Source organism: Paenarthrobacter sp. E2MeOHC11, from assembly GCF_058744955.1.
Window position 1 is genome coordinate 4,704,026 of the sequence record NZ_CP196673.1, and the last position, 17,777, is coordinate 4,721,802.

16 protein-coding genes and 1 pseudogene are annotated in these 17,777 nt (G+C 62.9%); 7 read left to right on the forward strand and 10 right to left on the reverse strand.

Annotated elements, in window-relative coordinates:
- Nucleotides 1–3 precede the first annotated feature (3 nt).
- Nucleotides 4–486 (reverse strand): pyridoxamine 5'-phosphate oxidase family protein, encoded by a 483-nt coding sequence (locus ACSSVG_RS21770; protein ID WP_231341854.1) that lies wholly within the window; start codon nt 484–486, stop codon nt 4–6.
- 234 nt (nt 487–720) lie between these two features.
- Here ACSSVG_RS21770 and ACSSVG_RS21775 point away from each other — a divergent pair, with 234 nt between their 5' ends.
- Nucleotides 721–1,140: a hypothetical protein gene (locus ACSSVG_RS21775; protein ID WP_492416270.1), complete on the forward strand. Its 420-nt coding sequence runs from the start codon at nt 721–723 to the stop codon at nt 1,138–1,140.
- Nucleotides 1,141–1,170: 30 nt separating this feature from the next.
- Here ACSSVG_RS21775 and ACSSVG_RS21780 read toward each other — a convergent pair whose 3' ends face one another.
- The 5 genes from ACSSVG_RS21780 to ACSSVG_RS21800 form a co-directional block, all read right to left on the reverse strand.
- Complete coding sequence (locus tag ACSSVG_RS21780; RefSeq protein WP_231341856.1) at nt 1,171–1,785, reverse strand: dihydrofolate reductase family protein; 615 nt, start codon at nt 1,783–1,785, stop codon at nt 1,171–1,173.
- 97 nt (nt 1,786–1,882) lie between these two features.
- Complete coding sequence (locus ACSSVG_RS21785) at nt 1,883–2,278, reverse strand: hypothetical protein (protein ID WP_231341857.1); 396 nt, start codon at nt 2,276–2,278, stop codon at nt 1,883–1,885.
- Nucleotides 2,279–2,332: 54 nt separating this feature from the next.
- The gene (locus tag ACSSVG_RS21790) at nt 2,333–4,471 is read right to left on the reverse strand and encodes an iron ABC transporter permease (RefSeq protein ID WP_492416272.1); all 2,139 of its coding nucleotides are present in this window, start codon (nt 4,469–4,471) and stop codon (nt 2,333–2,335) included.
- A 9-nt stretch (nt 4,472–4,480) separates the two neighbouring features.
- Nucleotides 4,481–5,461 (reverse strand): ABC transporter substrate-binding protein, encoded by a 981-nt coding sequence (locus ACSSVG_RS21795; RefSeq protein ID WP_492416274.1) that lies wholly within the window; start codon nt 5,459–5,461, stop codon nt 4,481–4,483.
- Between the two features lie 44 nt (nt 5,462–5,505).
- A complete protein-coding gene (locus ACSSVG_RS21800) occupies nt 5,506–6,330 on the reverse strand; it encodes an ABC transporter ATP-binding protein (protein WP_308102742.1) in 825 nt (274 codons plus the stop codon).
- 104 nt (nt 6,331–6,434) lie between these two features.
- On the opposite strand from ACSSVG_RS21800, the gene arfB reads away from it, so the two are divergent.
- Nucleotides 6,435–6,854 carry an alternative ribosome rescue aminoacyl-tRNA hydrolase ArfB gene (gene arfB / locus ACSSVG_RS21805; protein ID WP_492416276.1) on the forward strand — a complete coding sequence of 140 codons (420 nt, stop codon included), beginning with the start codon at nt 6,435–6,437 and terminating at the stop codon, nt 6,852–6,854.
- Between the two features lie 73 nt (nt 6,855–6,927).
- Here the strand turns inward: arfB and ACSSVG_RS21810 are convergent, their stop codons facing one another.
- Nucleotides 6,928–7,323, reverse strand: coding sequence for a nuclear transport factor 2 family protein (locus ACSSVG_RS21810; protein WP_492416278.1), 396 nt, complete (start codon nt 7,321–7,323; stop codon nt 6,928–6,930).
- A gap of 277 nt (nt 7,324–7,600) precedes the next feature.
- On the opposite strand from ACSSVG_RS21810, the gene ACSSVG_RS21815 reads away from it, so the two are divergent.
- Entirely contained in the window at nt 7,601–7,786 is a 186-nt protein-coding gene (locus ACSSVG_RS21815) for a hypothetical protein (protein ID WP_492416280.1), read from the forward strand.
- Between the two features lie 119 nt (nt 7,787–7,905).
- Entirely contained in the window at nt 7,906–10,428 is a 2,523-nt protein-coding gene (gene uvrA, locus ACSSVG_RS21820; RefSeq protein ID WP_492416282.1) for an excinuclease ABC subunit UvrA, read from the forward strand.
- A 1-nt stretch (nt 10,429) separates the two neighbouring features.
- Here uvrA and ACSSVG_RS21825 read toward each other — a convergent pair whose 3' ends face one another.
- Nucleotides 10,430–12,178, reverse strand: coding sequence for a pyruvate dehydrogenase (locus ACSSVG_RS21825; protein WP_492416284.1), 1,749 nt, complete (start codon nt 12,176–12,178; stop codon nt 10,430–10,432).
- A gap of 631 nt (nt 12,179–12,809) precedes the next feature.
- Here ACSSVG_RS21825 and ligD point away from each other — a divergent pair.
- From ligD to ACSSVG_RS21840, 3 genes and pseudogenes are all read left to right on the forward strand, one after another.
- Nucleotides 12,810–14,054 carry a non-homologous end-joining DNA ligase gene (ligD, locus tag ACSSVG_RS21830; protein ID WP_231340943.1) on the forward strand — a complete coding sequence of 415 codons (1,245 nt, stop codon included), beginning with the start codon at nt 12,810–12,812 and terminating at the stop codon, nt 14,052–14,054.
- A 1-nt stretch (nt 14,055) separates the two neighbouring features.
- The gene (locus ACSSVG_RS21835; protein ID WP_492416286.1) at nt 14,056–15,333 is read left to right on the forward strand and encodes a cation:proton antiporter; all 1,278 of its coding nucleotides are present in this window, start codon (nt 14,056–14,058) and stop codon (nt 15,331–15,333) included.
- Nucleotides 15,334–15,350: 17 nt separating this feature from the next.
- A pseudogene (locus ACSSVG_RS21840) lies at nt 15,351–15,979 on the forward strand (SDR family oxidoreductase); the annotation flags it as partial.
- 54 nt (nt 15,980–16,033) lie between these two features.
- Here ACSSVG_RS21840 and ACSSVG_RS21845 read toward each other — a convergent pair.
- Both ACSSVG_RS21845 and ACSSVG_RS21850 read right to left on the reverse strand, forming a co-directional pair.
- Nucleotides 16,034–16,102, reverse strand: coding sequence for a hypothetical protein (locus ACSSVG_RS21845; RefSeq protein ID WP_492419272.1), 69 nt, complete (start codon nt 16,100–16,102; stop codon nt 16,034–16,036).
- 54 nt (nt 16,103–16,156) lie between these two features.
- Nucleotides 16,157–17,632 carry an APC family permease gene (locus tag ACSSVG_RS21850; protein WP_231340945.1) on the reverse strand — a complete coding sequence of 492 codons (1,476 nt, stop codon included), beginning with the start codon at nt 17,630–17,632 and terminating at the stop codon, nt 16,157–16,159.
- Between the last annotated feature and the right edge of the window lie 145 nt (nt 17,633–17,777).

The window sequence follows — 17,777 nt, forward strand, 5'->3', positions numbered from 1 at the left end:
GGGTCATAGTTCCACGGTGCCGCTTTCGCCTACGCTGAATCGGGAATGGGTGACCTTGGACTTGATCCATTGAAGTACCGTCGCAGCTGTTCCGCCCGGGCTGGTCCAGTATTCGGCCGATTCAGAGTCAACGCGCAGGAGGCATACTTCCGGGGTCTCCGGCCCGTCCGGATACCATGCCTCCACAACCTGGTTCCACAGCTCGCGGATCTTTTGCCGGTCAGTGACAACCTCCACAGTTCCAGCGACGGAGACCCACTCGGTGTTCTTGCCGAAGGAAACGTTGACCCGGGGATCTTGACGCACGTGCGCAACCTGCGAGGTTCCAAGTCCGGTAAAGAACCACATATCGCCGTCGTCCTTGACGTCCTGAACGGCCAGCGGCCGGCTGACCAGCGCGCCGGTTTCGTTGACCGTGGTCAGCATGCCGATTTTGGCGTCGTTGATAATGTCCACGACCTTGCTGATTCCCTGCTCTTCAGCCATTCCTCGCCTCGCTTCACTTCCTGCCGGGGACCTTCCCCGAGTGGACAGCCTATTAGTAAGTCTACTGATTTACTAGGCGGACAAGGAATGTCGAAAGCTGGCCAACAACCAGAAAACAGACGCTTTCCGGGAATCAAGCCGGAGCGCTATCCGTTCTTCTTGGTAGTGACATGCCGACGGCGGTCAGGCCTGCCTCGGGGGGCAGGCGAAGCGACGGGAAGTTTGGGGACTGCCATGACGTTGATTGAAACTATCGCCCGCATGAGGGCCGCACACCTGATGGTTCGCGACGCCAAGGAATGGGACGGGCTCGCAACCGGACTCCTGGAGGCCTACGCGGCCAAGGACGAAGACCTGGTTGAACAGCTGCAGCCGCCGTTTCTCCAATCGTGGCGGACTGTCACGCGGTACGTCCTCCGCGACACCTTTGACCAAGCGGGCATCTTGGTCGGCGAGCCCAGCGACCCATGGGGAATAGCAGTGCTGACATCAAACGGGAGAAGTGCGGAACCGCTGCTCTGTCTGGCTGACCGAGCGGAGCTGCAGGGGGCAGACACCCCCAACGTGGACGGCCGCCGGCTGATGACGTTTTCGGAAGTAATGACCCATTACTCGGAATGCCTGGAACCGCTCTTCGCGAAGCAAAGCGCTTAGCTGGTCTCCGGAACAGCCGGAACAGCCGGGTCAGCCTCTGGTCAGCGGACCATCGATGACCCGGGGAACGTACTCCAGCAATTGGGTCCGCCCGTCGAACGTACGGCTGTCCACCATATCCAGTGCGACGTCCGGGTATCCGTCGTAGATTCGCTCACGCCCGGTCTTCCCGGTGATCACGGGAAAGACGACCAACCGATACCTGTCCACCAGGCCGGCCGCCAGCAGCGAACGGCAAAGGCTCAAGCTGCCCAGCGTGCTGAAGGTACCCGACCGTGTCCCTTTCAATTCCCGCACCGCGTCGACCGCGTCGCCGGCAATCAACTCCGAGTTTGGCCACGCCAGCGGTTCCTTCAGGGTGGAGGAAAAGATGATCTTGGGCATGGCAGCCAACCCCGTCAAGCTGGCCCCTTCTTCCTCCGAAAACCCCGAACTGTCCTCAGAAGCCTCCTCGGACATACTCGACATCAGCCGATAGGTGTTGGCGCCCATGAGGGTAGTGAAGTCCTTCTTACCCTCTTCCTCAAGCCACGCCAGGTATTCGGGCCCTTCCAGTCCCCACCAGCCGGGCCACCCCTCGGCGGAAGCGTATCCATCCAGGGAGATGATCAAGTCCACCATCAGGGTTGCCTTCGTTGCACTCATAGCAGTCTCCTCGGTTTATCCGTGCGCGGTGAAAGTGCGCGTTGACCGCGCGCGGAAATGCTAGCCCCGGAGCGATCCGGCATTCAAGAGGTCCACGCTAGAGGAGGAGAAGGACGAACCCGCCAAGGGTGCTCAGTATGCCGACCCCGGTGAGCATCCACCCCAGGATCAAAACGGTGTTATCGTGGCGCGGCGGCCGAAGGGAACATCGTGCCGGATGGCAGATGTCGTAGTGCACCAGCACCGGTCCGGAATCAAGGGTCCCCGTCTCGGCCGGAACATCGAGCAGGACTTTCTGTTCTTCGTTCGCTTGGTCCACCCAGTGGAGCCCCAAAAAACCGCCCGCGGCGAACCGTTCGCCATCAGCGGTCACCCATACGCATCGGCGCTTTGCGATAACCCAAGCGCTGATCAACAGAGGCACGCCCGGGACAAACCCCACCCACGTCATCATTTCCAGGATGGGGCCAAGAACATCCACGGATCCGGCCATACAGTCGATCCTATGCTCTGGCGGCCAGTGCCGGCAGGGGGCGCATCAAGTGACTCAGAACGTCCTGTCAACCCTGGAGCGCCACAGCAGGTACACGAAGTAGGGCGCGCCCACCAGTGCGGTCATGATGCCGGCAGGTATTTGGGCTGGAGCGATAACCGTCCTGCCGATCACGTCCGCGAACATCACGGTGCAGGCGCCGATGAGCGCAGCCACGGGAAGGACCCGGGCGTGCCGTGCACCCACCAACGTCCGGGCGGCGTGCGGTGCCACCAGTCCCACGAACGCGATCACCCCCACGGATGAAACTGCGCCTGCCGTCAACAGGACGGCCACCGAAAGAAGGAGTAAGCGGGATCGGGACAGTCCGATGCCCAGCACCCGGGGCGAATCGTCGTCCACGGCAATCAGATCCAGGTCGCGCCTCATCCCGGCCAGCACGGGCAGGGAGACCAGCAGCGCAAGGAGCGGCGGCAGGACGGAGGCAAAGTTGCGGCCATAGGTGGAACCGGACAACCACGTCAGCGCCTTGGTCTGGTTGAACGGGTCCGTACTCACCAACAGGACAGTAATCATCGCAGCCAACCCGGCGGAGACGCCGATACCAATCAGCACCAAGCGGTTTTGTTGAAGCCCGCCCCGGAACGCCAGCCCGAAGACCAGCAGGGCGGACAGTGCGGCGCCCCCTAGTGCAGAGCCGGTAACCACCCAGGAACTGGCCGTCGGGACAGTGGTGATGACGATGATTGCTGCGAGCCCGCCACCGCCGGACACGCCAAGAATGCCAGGTTCGGCGAGGGAGTTCCGGGATACGGCCTGGATCAGGGCGCCGGCAAGCGCCAGCGCGGCCCCGGCAAGGACCGCAGCAACGACGCGCGGCATCCGCGTACCCAGCACGGCACTGACACGGTTTCCGGACTGGCCGGTGAGCCAATTAAGGAGGTCGCCGAGCAGTAGTTTCGCATCACCCAACAAGGCTCCGGCCACCAGGAGGCCGGTCAGCAGAACCAGCAGGCTGATCAGCACAGCCAGGAAGAACCGGCGCGAACGAAGCCGCGCCAATGCGTCCCCGGCACCGCTCAATCCGGAGTCGGACATCCTCATGGCCAGGATCACCAGGAAAACAGCACCAAAAACAGTGGTGACCGCACCGGTCGGTACTTCCACGCCGGCCTGTGCACCGAACAGGCCACGCACCAGGACATCAGCACCGATAACCACGACTGCACCTGCCAGTCCGGAGATGGGAAGCAAGGCCCGATGCCTGCCCAGTCCACGGAGCCGGGAGGCCAGGAGCCGCACGATCGCCGGGGCGCAGAGGCCCACGAAACCAATCGGTCCGGCGATCGTTACTGCAGCCGCGGACAGGACAACTGCAAGCACGACGGCGCCAACCCGGGCCAGGCGCGGATCTGCACCTGCCAGCCTGGAAGCGTCGTCGCCCAAGCCGAGCAGATCCATCCTGCGGGCAAGGAGAAGCAGGCCGGCGACGGCCACCAGAATGACGGGAGTGAACTGGAACAGTTCGTCAGTGCGTGACTGGGACAGGCTGCCCTGGCCCCAGGCGTAAAGGCCGGTGGTTTCCTGGCTGAACAACAACAGCAGCGCGCTGGTGGCCGAATGCAGGCCAAGGGCAAGCGCCGTGCCCGCCAGGACAAGGCGGATGGGACCTCCATTGCCGTTCGCTCCCCCGCCGGACAACGCCAGCACAAGCAACGCCGCGGCGAGGCCGCCAATGAAGGCAACGCCACCGGAAAGCAACGACGGAAGAGTCAGGCCAAACGCGGCGATGGCCACGATGGCGAAGTGCGCGCCGGCATTGACTGCGAGGGTATCGGGAGATGCCAGGACGTTGCGGGTGGCCGACTGCAGTGCTGCCCCGGCCACCCCCAAAGCGACACCGACCAGCAGGCCGGCAAAGAGTCGCGGAATGCGCGAGGCGACCAACACTGCGGCCTCCTGATCGGAACCACTTCCGGTGAGCAGCCCCAGTAACTGGAGAGGGCCGACGTCGGCCGTTCCCTGCGTGAGGTGGATCATCGCGAAGACGGCCAGGATAACTACCCCGGAGCCAGCCACCAGAAGCGGTCCGAAAGGACGGCGGGCCGCTTGTCCAGTCGGCCCGGCGGGTACGGGAGCACCCGCCACGGCCGTGGGAACGGTCATGGCGGGCCTCTTCACAGTGTCGGTCATGCGGTGGAACTACTTGGTCAGCGAAGCGACGATGGCATTGACGTACTGGGTCATCGAGGCAGGTCCGCCAAACATCCAGATGCCGTCAGCCAGGCGGTGCACCTTGCCGGAGGCCACGAACGGAAGGGACTTCCAGACAGCGTTGTCAGTCAACTGCTCGGTGAAGTCACCATCAGCGCTGTTGGTGATGTAGACGAAGTGGTCGGCGTTGACGGCGGTCAGGCCTTCGACATCCGTCGAACCCAGGCCGTAAGCCGGGTCACCTTCAACCGTCCAAGGGTTGACGAGTCCCAATTCGGTGTTGATGTCGGTCAGCAGTGATCCCGTGGTGTAGGGGCGGATGGAGACCTTGCCGTCGGCTACCCAGCCGTCTGCGAACGCGACGCGGGATCCGGTAAGGCCGGCCTTTTCGAGGTCAGCCTTGCCCTTGGCGACGGCGGCGTCAAACGCTGCGATGGCCTCGTCGGCCTTCTTCCCTGTACCGGTGGCCTTCGCGACGAGCTTGAGGTTGTCCTCGGCCTGTGCAATCTGGCGGCTGCCGTCTGCCGACTTGACCACAACCACCGGTGCCAACTCTTCGAGCTGCTTGATGACGGGCTCAGTGAGATCGGTGGTGGCGACGATCAGGTCCGGATCCAAGGAAGCGATGGTATCGAAGCTGGGCTCGTTGCGCGTGCCGATGTCCGTGGGTGTGCTGTCCAGCTTGCCGGCGGTAACCCAGGCGTTGTAGCCCTTGATGTCCGCAACGCCCACCGGCATGACGCCGAGGGTGGTCAGGTTCTCCACCACGTTCCATTCGGTGCCGACCACGCGCTTGGCGGGGCCGTCGAGCTTGACCTCGGTGCCGCGGGCATCGGTCACTGTGATGGCTTCGCCGGCACCGGAAGTGCTGGAAGCCTGGCTGGCAGGGCCTTCGGTGGTGCCGCAGCCAGTGAGCAGGACTGCCAAGGCAGCAGTTGCGGCCAGGGCTTTGTGGATCTTCATGGACACAGGGTCCCTTTCGTGTTGGGGTGCTTATGTTGTGTTGAAGGTCTTCAGCTGCCGCTGTGTCGTCCGACTGCGCGGGTCCGCAGCCTTCCGGTGAGAGGGTCAGTGTGGGTCACGATAGGGATTGAATAGACCTCGCTCAACAGCGCTGCGTCGAGTGCTTGGGGGGCAGGACCGGCTGCTGCAATCCGTCCTTCCGAGAGAACCACCACATGATCGGCCAGTGCGGCTGCTTCATCAAGGTCATGAAGGACCACGCCGATTGCTACTCCGTGGACGCGGGCGAGGTCATGGACGAGGTCGAAGATCTCTACCTTGTAGCGCAGGTCCAGGTGGTTGGTCGGTTCATCCAGCAGCAGCACGGACGTGTCCTGTGCCAGGCAACTCGCCAGCCACACCCGCTGCAGCTGGCCACCGGAGAGTTCGTGGACCCCCCGGTCGCCGAGCTCAGCGACACCCGTCAGGTTCATGGCGCGCTCGACGGCGGCGGGCCCCTCGGGATCTGCGGCCCGCCACCGTCCGCGGTACGGATGGCGGCCGAACTCAACCACATCGCGGACGCTCAGGCCATGCGGGACGGGGCGGCTCTGCGAGAGCAACGTCACATGCCGGGCAAAGTCGCTTCTCTTCATCATCAGGGCGTCCGATGCCTCCCCGCCTTCGGGGCGGACTGTCACGGAACCCGACGAAGCCTCATGAAGCCGCGCGAGTGCGCGAAGCAGCGTGGATTTGCCGCTTCCGTTGGGGCCCACCAAGGCAACGATGCGCCCCGGCTCAAGGCGGAGACCCGCGCCGTGCACTACGTCCCTGTCCCCATAGCGGAGGACCAGGTCCGTGGCTTCGAGCCCGGAGAGTTCACTCAGTTCAATCACAAAATGAAAGATTAGCTTAGGCTTACCTAATTCCTAAAAACGTGTCCCGGAATGTCAGCGGGACACGTTGAAGGCGGACATGCGGGACGTGCGACCCTTGTTCCATGGACTTGGAAATCTCCCCCTCCCTGACGGTTCCCGCCTCGGAATTGGCTTGGCGGTTTTCGCGTTCCTCGGGACCAGGCGGCCAGCATGTGAACACCACCGACAGCCGGGCGGAGTTAATCTGGGATCTCGCGGGTTCTGCGACGCTGACCGATGAGCAGCGGCAGTTGCTGCTCAAGCGTCTGGGGCGGAAACTGGTCGCGGGAGTCATCACAGTGACGGCCTCCGAAGAACGATCCCAGCTGCGCAACCGTGAAATCGCGCTGGCAAAGCTCGCCGGACTCATCAGGAAAGGCCTCGTCCCCGAAACCGTCCGGCGCGCTTCCAAACCCACGCGCGGCTCGGCCCGCCGCCACCGTGCCGCCAAGGAGCTTAGGTCAGCCACCAAACAGCAACGACGCCGGCCTTCTGCCGAGTAGTCCAACCACCGAACCAGCCCCCGTGACCGCGGCTTCGTCAGCGGAATGGGCGTACCAGGCGCCCTCGTTGAGATCAGCGCGGCTGGCCGCCGGTGGTCTCAACCCACTGCGAGCGCCACTCCGGGGCCGGGAAGGCTTCGCTCCAGTACGCAGTTTCCTTGGCAATCCGGCCGTTCCGGAACTCGAAGATGAACACCGTCTCATAGGTTGGTCCCCCATAGTCGAGCAGCGCTTCGGCCACCACCAGGTTCCCGCCGCTGAGGAGGCGGCGGGGTGTGATGGTGGGGAGCTGGGGAAAGGCGTTGTAGATGCCGCGCCGGTTTCCAGCGCCGCGCACCACTTCGCCGGATTGCGGCCAGTGCATGACGGCGTCGTCGTGGAACAGCTCATCCATGACCTCGATGTGGCGATCGTTGATGCAGTCGATCAGCCGTTGAACCACTGTTTCGTTGATGTTTTCTGCAGCCATGAAGCGCATTGTCCTCCTAGTGGCTGGATCGCACCACGGGAGTTGCCGGCGGTAGGTCAGTTCTTCTTGATCAGGTCCATGTAGGCCTGGAGGTGTTCGGCCATGCCCACTGATTCGTCGTAGAGCCAGGCAAGTTGGATCCCGTCCACCAATGCGGTGATCTGGCGGGCCAGGACCGATGGTGCGAAGCCCTCCGGAGCCGGCCGGCGGCGAGTTCGCGTTCGAGTTCAGAGCGGACCGAGTCAACAAAATCCGTGTTGCGCCGTAGGAGGAAGCCGTGGGCCGGGTGGTCGGGGCTGATGGCGTCTGCCCTCAGGGTCGCGTCAAGGTGAATGACGCCCCGGATGCCGGCGTTGTGCCGCATGACGGCAGGCACGGTTTCGAGCAACCCCTTCTCGCTGATCAGTTCCTTACGCCATGGACCCTCGCGCTCTTCGCGGAGGACCAGCACGGCTTCCAGTAGCGCTTCCTTGCTCCCGAAGTGATGGAGGAGTGCGGTGTGAGGTCCCAGCGGGAGCGTTCGAATGCGCTAGAGGGAGGGCACGGCCCGGAAGGCCCCCGGACGCCGATAGAGTCATTCCAATGGACAGTAAACTGAGAAATTCGCAGCGGCCCGTTCCCCACCAGCCGACCCCACAGTTTGCAGACCCTGAAGATGGCTTTGTCAGAGTCCGGGGAGCCCGCGAGAACAACCTCCGCACCGTGGACGTGGACGTCCCCAGGGATGCAATCGTAGCCTTCACCGGAGTCTCCGGCTCAGGAAAATCTTCCTTGGCCTTCGGCACCATCTTCGCCGAAGCCCAGCGGCGCTACTTCGAATCCGTGGCACCCTATGCCCGTCGGCTCATCCAACAGGGCCACAATCCCAAGGTGGAGTCCATCACGGGGCTGCCACCCGCCGTCGCGCTCCAACAACGCCGCGGCACGGCGACCGCCCGCTCCAGCGTCGGCACAGTAACGACTCTTTCCAACTCCCTGCGCATGCTCTTCTCCCGCGCCGGAAGTTACCCGGAAGGCGCCAGCCAGCTGGACTCTGACGCATTCTCCCCCAACACAGCCGCCGGAGCCTGTCCCCAGTGCCACGGCCTGGGCGTCGCGCACACGGTCAGCGAATCATCCTTGGTGCCCGACCCATCCCTCAGCATCAGGGACGGGGCGATCGCCGCATGGCCCGGAGCATGGCAAGGCAAGAATCTCCGTGACATCCTCACCCACCTGGGCTACGACGTGGATACACCCTGGCAAAAGCTGCCGAAGAAAGACCGCGACTGGATCCTCTTCACCGAAGAGCAGCCAGTGGTGGAAGTGACGCCCCAGCGTGACCGTGTAGCCAAGCCCTACAAAGGCCGGTTCTGGAGCGCCAAAAGCTACGTCCTCCACACTCTCGCGGACTCCAAGAGCACCACCATGCGTGACCGGGTGCTGCGTTACATGGAGACCGGCCGGTGTCCGAAATGCCAAGGCAGCGGGCTCAGGCCCGAAGCGCTCGCAGTCACCTTCGCCGGAAAGACCATCGCCGAACTCAATGCCCTGCCGATGACCGAACTGGCGGCGGTCATCCGGCCCACGACAGAACTCACCAGCGCCGGGACGGCTTCCCGCACCCACTCTTCCGGAGAAAGCAACGAGGTTGCCGTCGCCATCACCCGGGACCTGCTCAACAGGGTCACCGTGCTCCTGGAATTGGGCCTGGGCTACCTGGCCCTTGGGCGGGCGACACCAACTCTCTCGCCCGGGGAGATGCAAAGGCTCAGGATCGCAACGCAACTGCGCTCCGGCCTCTTCGGCGTCATCTACGTCCTCGACGAGCCCTCCGCCGGGCTTCATCCAGCGGACGCCGAGCCGCTGCTTGACGTCCTGAACCAACTCAAGGCCTCCGGGAACTCCGTGTTCGTGGTGGAGCACAACATGGACTTCGTCCGGGCCGCGGACTGGTTGGTGGACGTGGGACCGCACGCGGGCGAAGGTGGCGGAGAGGTCCTTTACAGCGGCCCCGTGGACGGGCTGAAACATGTCCATGATTCTGTGACCAAGCCATTCCTCTTCCCGGGAAGCGGCAAAAGGAATCACCGTAGTCCTCGATCCTGGACTGAGTCGCTGGAGCTTCGAGGGGTCACCAGGCACAACCTCCGCGGTCTGGGGGTTGAGTTCCCTTTGGGCGTGCTCACGGCCGTGACGGGTGTTTCCGGCTCAGGCAAGTCCACACTGGTCAGCCAGGTTCTGGCAGACCTTGTTGGCGCAAGGCTGCATCCGGAATCATTGGAGAACGAGGCTGCCACTACGGCACCGGACACAGGATCCGTGTCGGGTCTGCACCGGCTCGACCGGCTCGTGAAAGTTGACCAGAAGCCCATCGGCCGTACGCCGCGTTCCAACCTGGCCACCTACACGGGCCTCTTCGATGGTGTCCGGAAGGAATTCGCGGCGACGGATGGCGCCCGTGCCAGGGGGTTCGGTGCAGGAAGGTTCTCCTTCAACGTCGCCGGAGGCCGCTGCGAAACGTGCCAGGGAGAGGGGTTTGTGGCGGTTGAATTGCTCTTCCTGCCAGGAAGCTACGGCCCCTGCCCCGAGTGCGACGGTTCCCGGTTCAACCCGGACACTCTGGAAGTGACCTTCCGTGGCCGGAACATTGCCGAGGTCCTTGGTATGACCGTCACCGCAGCCTCTGACTTCCTCTCCGACCTCCCGTCCGTCTCGCGAAGCCTCCAGACCTTGCAGGAAGTAGGGCTGGGATACCTCAGGCTTGGACAGCCTGCAACCGAGCTCTCAGGCGGTGAAGCGCAACGCATCAAACTCGCCACCGAATTGCAGCGCATCCAGCGAGGCCACACGCTCTACCTGCTGGACGAACCCACCACCGGCCTGCACCCCGCTGACGTCCAACTGCTGATGAAGCAACTCAACAGGCTCGTCGATGCCGGCAACACCGTGATCGTCGTGGAACACGGGATGGACGTAGTGGCGGACGCGGATTGGGTGATCGACTTGGGACCCGGCGGAGGCGACGCCGGCGGCATGGTGATCGCCGCCGGCCCGCCCGCCGTCGTGGCACTCTCAAAGGAAAGCAGGACGGCACCGTACCTCGCCGCTGCGCTCGGGCAGTGAGCTAGCGCCGCGGGATGTTGCGCAGGTTGCTGCGCGCCACGCTCACGGCCTCCCCCGCGCCCCGGTTCAGGACCACCTTGGACATGGCCGTGGCGAAGCCGATCACCTGCGATCCGGAGATCTTCGGCGGAATGGACAGCGCATTCGGATCAGTGATGAGCTCCACCAGGGACGGACCCGGGTGTGCAAAGGCAGCCCTGTACGCAGCCTCGATATCCGCTGGATCCGTGACCCGCACGGCGTGGAAGCCCAGCGCCTTGGCTACCCCGGCATAGTTGGCGTCCGGCACATCCACGCCAAAGTCGGGAAGGCCGTCCACCAGCATTTCCAACTTGACCATGCCCAAGGTCGAGTTGTTGAACACCACCACGTTCACGGGTAACTTGTGCGCCGCAATAGTGATGAGCTCGCCCAACAGCATGGACAGGCCACCGTCGCCGGAGACAGATACCACCTGACGGCCGGGATAGGCCACTTGTGCGCCGATCGCATGCGGAACGGCGTTGGCCATGGAGCCGTGCAGGAAGGAACCGATTAGCCGTCGGGTACCCAACGGGTTGATGTACCGGGCGGTCCAGACGTTGCACATGCCGGTATCGGCTGTGAAGACAGCGTCGTCGGCTGCGACCTGGTCCAGCAATGAGGCCGCATATTCGGGGTGGATCGGCTGCTTCTTCTCCACCTTGCGAGTGTAGGCACCTACTGCTTTATTCATCAGGCGGTCGTGCTTCTTGAGCATCTGATCCAGGAATCGGCGGTTCTTCTTGGGGTGCACCAATGGCAGCAGCGCTTGGAGTGTCGGCAGCACATCACCGTGGACGGCAATGTCGACGTCGGTCCGCCGCCCCAGCCGCTGCGCCGCCCGATCCACTTGGGCTGTCCGGGTATCGGGCAGGAATTGGTCATACGGAAAATCAGTACCCAGCAGGATCAGCAGGTCCGCGTCCTCGATGCCCTCCGCCGCGGCACCATAGCCGAGCAGTCCGGTCATGCCGATATCGAACGGATTGTCGTACTGGACAAAGTCCTTGCCCCGGAGTGAATGGCCAATGGGTGCCTTGGTCAGTTCGGCCAGCGCAATGAGTTCGCTGTGGGAGCCCTCGACGCCGGCACCGGCGAAAATGGCGACCTTACCGGCGTCGTTAATTGCCTCAGCCAGTTGCTGGACACTGTCGGGGTCGGGGACCAAGCTGGCGGGCCGGAACGTGGCAGGCAAGGGGGTGGGGGCTGTGGCTTCAAGACCGGCGATGTCACCAGGGAGGGTGACCACGGCGACTCCCCCGAGGCCAATCGCGTTCTGGATGGCACTATGCATCACACGCGGCGCCTGCTCGGCCGTACTCACCAGCTCCGAATACACCGAGCACTCATTGAAGAGCCTGTCAGGATGCGTTTCCTGGAAGAACCCTGATCCAATCTGCTTGCTGGGGATGTGTGAGGCAATGGCCAGAACCGGGGCTCCGGTGCGGTTGGCGTCATACAGTCCGTTGATCAGATGCAAATTGCCGGGACCGCAGGATCCTGCACACACAGCTAGCTTGCCGGTTAATTGAGCCTCCGCAGAGGCGGCGAACGCGGCCGCCTCCTCATGGCGCACGTGGATCCAGTCGATGCCTCCCTTCGCCGAACCTCCGGTTTGGCGAACAGCGTCCACGATCGGGTTGAGGCTGTCACCGACGATTCCGTAGATCCGCTGCACGCCGGCAGCCTGAAGTTGTTCGATGAGCTGGGTGGCAAGTTCCTTGGCCATAGTGTGCAGGCTCCCTCAGTTCGTGGTGGTGGGCTGACATGGCCAAATATAGTCGGCTTGGCTTAGCCCCGGCTGGGATCAACACCTCTGCGCGAGGGTTGGGAGGAAGGGAAATGTATGTGGCCTCGTCATTCAGGAAAACGTGTTAACCCTGTCCGTTTATTGTTTCCACGTTGCCCTCCACCGGTTTCCGTCGAATTCCCAGGCCATGTCCTATGAATTCGAGTCGCAGGGGGTATGGGACGCCTCGCAGGCATAACGAGTGCGGTGAATTTGAACTTCACGTCCGCACTTTTATGTCTTCCACAAATGCCGCCGATAATTTTGGCGGGTTGCCATGGAGGGTTGCCATGAACAGTCGGAGCAGCACGGCTGACGACCGGCATCAATCCATGCCCATTGGTCGGGGCGAATAGGGTTACCTTTGGTCTTTCCGGGTTTCTTCGATTTTCCATTACCTGGGGATTTTCCGGGCAATCCAATCACTCCATTCTTTGATGCTTTACCATCAACATACCTTCTTATATTTTAGTGGCCAGTTGAGTAATTCAGGGGCGGGCTGGGGTGGCATTGAAGCACTTTTTGTTCAGTTCCTCTGGCTGGGACAGCTGTTCGTTGCTAGCGTGGCCGCATGAGCCCCTCCAAGACCCCAGCGGAGATCCTCGACATTGACGGCGCCGAGGTCCGTATCTCGAATCCGGACAAGGTGGTTTTTCCCGAACCCGGGCTGACCAAACTCGATCTGGTCCGCTATTACCTTGCTGTTGCAGAAGGCGCGCTGCGTGGGGCCGGTGGCCGGCCGATGGTCCTCAAGCGCTTTCCCAAGGGCATCGACGCCGAGCCATTCTTCCAAAAACGCGTGCCCGAAAACCACCCTCCGTTCATCGACACCGCAACCCTGCATTACTCATCCGGAACATCCGCGGAAGAGACCGTCCTCCGGGACGCCGCAGGGTTGGCTTGGGTGGTCAATCTGGGCTGCCTTGACCTCAACCCCCATCCCGTCCGCGCCGAGGACCTGGACCACCCTGACGAGCTTCGGGTGGACCTTGACCCCATGCCAGGGGTGGACTGGTCGCAGATCGTCGATACCGCGTACGTCGCACAAGAAGTCCTCGACGACGTCGGGCTGGTGGGGTGGCCGAAAACCAGCGGCTCGCGGGGACTCCACATCCTGGTCCGGATCGCGCCGGAATGGTCATACCGTGACGTGCGGCTTGCCGCTGAAACCCTGGCCCGCGAAGTGGAAAACCGTGCCCCCGGACTCGCTACGGCGCGGTGGTGGAAAGAGGAACGGGGTGAAAGTGTCTTTGTCGACTTCAACCAGAACGCAAAGGACCGAACTGTCGCTTCCGCCTACTCGGTCCGTTCCCTGCCGGATGCCCGCGTCTCAACACCGCTCACCTGGAAAGAAGTGCGCACGGCTCGGCCGGACCAGTTCACCGTGCGCACCGTGCTCGATCGCTTCTCGGACGTGGGTGATCCCCACGCCGGCATAGACGACGCTGCAGGTTCGCTCGATGGGCTGCTGGCATTAGCGGTCGAACTGGGCCCTGCCGAGAAGGCTCCCAGGAACGGGGATGGCTCGGGTCGCCGGATGTCCACGATGCCGCTCATTGAGGTGGCCCGGACGAAGACCAAGCCTGAGGCCCTCACTGCCTTGGATGAGTGGAAAGCGAGGCACCCGGATCTCGTTTCGGCGTTGCACCCTGCTGACGTCCTTGTTGACGGCATGAGGGGGTCCAGCTCGCTCTGGTACAGGGTGCGCGTGAACCTGCAGCATGTTCCCGAGCCCGAACGTCCGGCGCAGGAGGAACTCATTGCCGACTACGACCCGTGGGCCGGCAAGGAGTGGCCGGGGCGGCCAGGGTCCTGACATGCAAGGCCTGTCCGCGTCGCTGGTCCTGATCGCAGCATTGGCTGTTGCAGCACCCATTGCCGCGCGTTTGCTTGATCCCGTGATCAAGGTGCCCATCGTGGTGTTCGAGATTCTCCTGGGGATCCTGCTTGGCCCCAGCCTTTTGGGGTGGGTCCACTCCACCCCATTCACCGACACTTTGGCCGACTTCGGCCTGGCCATGCTCTTCTTCGTTGCGGGGAACGAAATCGACTTCACGGCAATCCGGGGTCGCCCCATCAAGCGAGCCTCGGCAGGCTGGGTCATCTCCCTGGCAGCCGGGGTCGGCGCCGGATTTGTCCTGGCGCCTGCTCCCGAGGCCGCCGTGATCATCGGTGTCGCCCTGTGCTCCACCGCCCTGGGCACGCTGCTGCCCATCATCCGCGACGCCGGCGAATCGAAGTCGCCGCCGGGGATTGCCGTTGCAGCCCTGGGGGCCGTCGGGGAGTTTGGTCCGCTGATTGCGATCTCACTGTTCTTCACCGGCAAGCAAGTGGGCACCGCGTCCGCTGTGCTGCTGGGGTTCGTTCTCCTGACCGGCATAGCCATCGTCTACGCCTCACGGGCAAAGCACACGTTGTTCCATGCCCAAGTCACCAGGACCCTCCACACCAGCAGCCAGTTCGCCATGCGGTCCATCATGCTCATTCTCAGTTCACTGGTAGTCCTGAGCATGGTGCTGGGGCTCGATATGCTGCTGGGCGCTTTCGCCGCAGGTGTCCTCTGGCAGGTCATCATTGCCCGGGCACCTGAAGTTGACCGGCGGGTCATCGAGACCAAAATCGACGCCGTCGCCTTCGGCTTCCTGGTTCCAGTCTTCTTCATCGACACCGGCATTGATTTCGATCTTGGCGCGCTGACATCAAGCCCGGCTACTCTCGCGCTCATCCCCCTGTTCCTGGTCCTCCTGCTGATCATCCGCGGCTTGCCGTCCTTGCTTGCTGCTCCCCGTGGCTCGACCCGTGCCGTCAAACGTGCCCTGGTCCTGTTCGGAGCAACGGGCCTGCCGATCATCGTGGCCGTGACCACCATCGGGCGGGAACACGGATTTATCACCAGTGGAATCTCCTCCGCACTGGTTGGCGCAGGAATGCTCTCAGTCCTGCTGTTTCCACTGCTGGCGCTTCGACAACTGCAGGGCGAGGAACCACGGCTCCCCAACGTTCCGCTTCCATCCGACAACAGTCCGGACCAAACGCACCAAGCGCCCGACGGCGACCTCCCGCCGTCGGGCGCTTCACCCACCGGCGGGAACTAGACACTCGCCTCGGGACTTTGCAGACGTATCCCTGCATTCCTGTCACCGCCTACGAACAAATTTCGGCGCCCAAACAGCACCAGCCTGAACCTGGACTGGATGTGGAGCTGACACCCAAGGCCGACCTCGGCGAAGCGAGCTACCGTGGAACCGGCCGCCTGGAAGGCCGCAAGGCGATCGTCAGGGAGCGGATTCGGGAATCGGCGCCGCCACCGCAATTGCCTTCGCACGGGAGGGCGCAGACGTCGTCCTTTCCTACCTGCCCGAAGAGGAAGAGGACGCGGCCCGAATCGCAGGCATTATCGAAGCTGCTGGCCGACAGAGAGTGAAAGTGCCTGGCGACCTCAAAAACCCGGCGACGTGCCAGGGCGTGGTGGATACCGCCGTCGCCGTCCTGGGCGGAGTCGACATCCTGGTCACCAACGCCGGCAAGCAAGTGGCACGGGGAAAACCAGCGGACATCACAGACGAGCAATTCGACCACACGCTGAAAGCCAATGTCTACGCGATGTTCTGGCTGACCAAGGCCGCCCGTCCCCATCTGCCCGCGGGGTCCACCATCATCAACACCAACAACTTCACCAAGGGGTTGGCCCGGCAGCTGGCACCCCAGGGCATCCGGGTCAACGCCGTAGCACCCGGACCCAGGTCCGGGCGGCGGCTACCGGTATGGAGATGGACGCAGTGACGGGACATCGTGCTACGTCGCCTCTTTCAGCGCGGAGCCTTTGTGCGCGGCCCGGGCGCCGGTTTTATCGGATTCCACCACATACTGTGGCTTCCGGCTCTGACTTCAAGCGCCGCACAATAGTAAGCATAATGATTATTGTCGGGGAACCCTCCCGCGGCCCTGCTCCGGGTCGCTGGGCCCCACCGTGCTGTTGGACTTTCTGGTGATTAGCCACGTGATGAACCAAAGCACAATTCCGATGGCCATCAGCCCACCGGCCACCTGGTATTGGATGGGGTTCCTGCCGACCCACGGACCCGCAAGGAAAGCGCAGAGGACGGCGGCCACCAGTGGCAGTTGCCCTGGCGAGGTGAAGAAGACCTTGCGGTTCGGGTCCTTCTTGCGGCGGAGCACAACGCACGCCACGTTGACCACAGTGAAGACGCACAACAGCAGAAAGGCCGTGGTCCCGGACAGGTTGGCCACGATGTTGCTTCCCGGATCGCTGCTGACGTACACGATCAATCCCAGGGCTAGAAGGGTGGAGAACGTGATGCCGGCCCACGGTGAACGGCGACCCGGCAGTACCTTGCCCAGACCTCGTGGCAGGACGTTCTGGCGGGCCATTCCGTAGATCAGGCGGCTGGCCATCAGCATGTTGATCAGCGCTGTGTTGGCAACCGCGAAGACTGCCAGGAACGGGAAGACCTTGTCGATGGGGAAATCCGGGGAACCTTTGTGGACGACTTCAAGGAGGGCCGCCCCTTCGGATTCCCTGATCTCACCCAGCTCCGCGGGGGACAACACGCTGACAACAGACACCGCCACCAGCATGTAAAGGAGCACGGCGATGCCAAGGCCTGTCAGCATGGTGCGTGGAAAGATCCGCTCCGGGTTCTTGGTCTCCTCCACCATGTTGACCGAGTCTTCGAACCCGACCATCGCGAAAAAAGCTATGGACGTGGCAGCAGTGACGGCCAGGAACAATCCTTTGTCCTGGTAGTCCGTGAAGACAGTGATTTCCTGGATGTTCCCGGTTCCCTGGGCCAGCACGAAGAAGCCGACCCCGATCACGATGCATAAGGCGACTACCTCAACCAACGTCAGGACGACGTTGAACTTCACGCTCTCGCCAACACCGCGCAGGTTGATCACTGCGAGCAACAGCATGAAGCCAAGGGCAACAGCTGTCATCAGTCCCCTGTCCGGCGCGCCCATCCACCCGTTGACCTCCAAACCTCCAAACAGGTTCTGGGCAAGGACGTTGGCCGATGTGGATGCACTGGTGATGCCGGAACAGACGACGGCGAATGCCACAAGGAACGTGACGAAGTGGATCCCGAATGCTTTGTGCGTATAGAGCGCCGCCCCCGCCGCTTGAGGGTACTGCGTCACCAGTTCCAAATAGGAGAATGCAGTGAGCGTCGCGACGATGAAGGCGAGGAGGAATGGGAGCCATACGATGCCCCCGACTGTTCCGGCCATGGTCCCTGTGACTGCATAGACGCCCGCTCCAAGGATGTCACCGACGATGAACAGGAGCAGCAGTTTCGATCCCAGAACGCGCTTAAGCTGCGGTTCTTCGTCTGAGGTTGGTGCCTGGTAGACGTTGTCGGAAGTGGTGCTCATGGTTGACCTCCACGGCGGCTGCACGGTTCCCTGATCGTGTTAGTGACCTGACGTATCCCACTGTGATCCTGTGGCTTGGGTTTGGCAACACTGTTCGGACTGGCGCTGCCCTTCCTGGCAAGCGATCCCGTGAAATAATCTGGGC

Coding starts and splice junctions, on each gene's coding strand:
- ACSSVG_RS21770 (WP_231341854.1), bottom strand. CDS start 486: ATGGCTGAAGAGCAGGGAATCAGCAAGGTCGTGGACATTATCAACGAC.
- ACSSVG_RS21775 (WP_492416270.1), top strand. CDS start 721: ATGACGTTGATTGAAACTATCGCCCGCATGAGGGCCGCACACCTGATG.
- ACSSVG_RS21780 (WP_231341856.1), bottom strand. CDS start 1,785: ATGAGTGCAACGAAGGCAACCCTGATGGTGGACTTGATCATCTCCCTG.
- ACSSVG_RS21785 (WP_231341857.1), bottom strand. CDS start 2,278: ATGGCCGGATCCGTGGATGTTCTTGGCCCCATCCTGGAAATGATGACG.
- ACSSVG_RS21790 (WP_492416272.1), bottom strand. CDS start 4,471: ATGACCGACACTGTGAAGAGGCCCGCCATGACCGTTCCCACGGCCGTG.
- arfB (WP_492416276.1), top strand. CDS start 6,435: ATGGACTTGGAAATCTCCCCCTCCCTGACGGTTCCCGCCTCGGAATTG.
- ACSSVG_RS21810 (WP_492416278.1), bottom strand. CDS start 7,323: ATGGCTGCAGAAAACATCAACGAAACAGTGGTTCAACGGCTGATCGAC.
- uvrA (WP_492416282.1), top strand. CDS start 7,906: ATGGACAGTAAACTGAGAAATTCGCAGCGGCCCGTTCCCCACCAGCCG.
- ACSSVG_RS21825 (WP_492416284.1), bottom strand. CDS start 12,178: ATGGCCAAGGAACTTGCCACCCAGCTCATCGAACAACTTCAGGCTGCC.
- ligD (WP_231340943.1), top strand. CDS start 12,810: ATGAGCCCCTCCAAGACCCCAGCGGAGATCCTCGACATTGACGGCGCC.
- ACSSVG_RS21835 (WP_492416286.1), top strand. CDS start 14,056: ATGCAAGGCCTGTCCGCGTCGCTGGTCCTGATCGCAGCATTGGCTGTT.
- ACSSVG_RS21850 (WP_231340945.1), bottom strand. CDS start 17,632: ATGAGCACCACTTCCGACAACGTCTACCAGGCACCAACCTCAGACGAA.